The following is a 1,494-nucleotide window of genomic DNA, read 5'->3' on the forward strand; positions in this document are numbered from 1 at the left end:
TCATGGCCGTGGCGCTGCATCTGATCCAGGAACACCACCTGGTCGGGGAAGATGTTGGCCGGATCGCCGTGGTCGTCGTTGAGATCGCGAAGTTCGGGATCCAGGAAGCAGGGCGGCCCGGCCGAGGGGATCACCCAGGTCGCTCCGACCTGCGCGATGTACTGGCGGCATCGGTCCATCTGGCGCTGCCGCTTCTGGATGCCGAAGGCCTCTTTGGCGCGGGCGGGCATGTCGTAGACCATCGGGTACCAGATGGCCCCCGAGTACTGCAGCATGTGCACGTCGATCTGGCCGAAGTCGGTGTGCAACATCTCCAGATCGACGGGGCGAGCGTCGTTCATGTTGAAGGCGACGGTCTCACCGTCGTCGACCACCAGGCCTGAATCGCCGATCGGGCCGTCGGCCGGTGCGCGCAGCGCGATGATCATCACATCCAGGTCGCCCTTGGGGCCGCTGACGGTGTGCTTGACGGAGTCGGTGGTCTCGAAGAACCGGTGGAAGCCCAGCTTCTGCAGTTCGCGTTGCAGGTCGGGCACCGGGAAGTCGGGCAGCAGCACGACCGCGTCCTTGTTGACGTGGCGGCGCAGGTTCTCCGGGTCGAAGTGGTCCTTGTGCAGATGCGACACGTAGAGGTAGTCGACGTCCCCGAGAGCTGTCCAGTCCAACGTGCTGTTGTCGGGGAACGGGACCCACGAGGCGAAATACGCGGGGTTGACCCAGGGGTCGCAAAGAATGCTGCCAGCCTTGGTCTCGATCAGGAAGCCGGCATGCCCGACGCTGGTGACCTGCACAAACAGCCTTTCGATGGAGTATTTCGATGCCCGCCCAGCCTAGCCCGAGTTGGGTGATGCGCCGATCCGGGCTGGGATTAGGCTGGCTACGTGGAACCGGTGTACGGGACTGTCATACAAATCGCTCGGGCTGCCTGGCGGCTGCAGGGGCTGAAGTTCAACGTGACCGGGGTGGAGAACATCCCGGTCACCGGTGGTGCGGTGGTGGCCATAAACCACACCAGCTACTTCGACTTCACCTTTGCCGGCCTACCCGCCTACCTGCAGAAGCGGGGTCGCAAGGTGCGGTTCATGGCAAAGAAGGAAGTCTTCGACAACAAGATCACCGGGCCGATCATGCGCAGCCTGCGCCACATCGAGGTGGATCGCGACAGCGGGGCCGCGTCGTTCGAGGCGGCTGTCGACTACCTCAAGGCCGGTGAGCTGGTCGGGGTGTACCCGGAAGCGACCATCAGCCGCAGCTTCGAGATCAAGGACTTCAAGTCCGGCGCGGCACGGATGGCGATCGAGGCCGGCGTGCCGATCGTGCCGCACATCGTGTGGGGCGCGCAGCGCATCTGGACCAAGGGCCACCCGAAGAACCTGTACCGGCCCAAGGTGCCGATCTCGATCGCGGTGGGCGAGCCCATCCAGCCGACGCTGCCCGCAGCCGAACTCACCGCATTGCTGCATTCGCGCATGCAACACCTGCTCGCCCAGGTGC

At 64.5% G+C, this 1,494-nt stretch carries 2 protein-coding genes; one reads left to right on the plus strand and one right to left on the minus strand.

The window, feature by feature from the left end:
* On the minus strand, nt 1-791 hold a 791-nt coding region (locus tag ACWGPE_RS18610; protein WP_452049248.1), incomplete at its 3' end, for an MBL fold metallo-hydrolase.
* A gap of 90 nt (nt 792-881) precedes the next feature.
* Between ACWGPE_RS18610 and ACWGPE_RS18615 the strand changes: the two genes are divergently transcribed.
* The coding region (locus tag ACWGPE_RS18615) for a lysophospholipid acyltransferase family protein (RefSeq protein ID WP_452049249.1) at nt 882-1,494 on the plus strand (613 nt) is incomplete at its 3' end.

The organism is Agromyces sp. NPDC055658 (assembly GCF_053618155.1).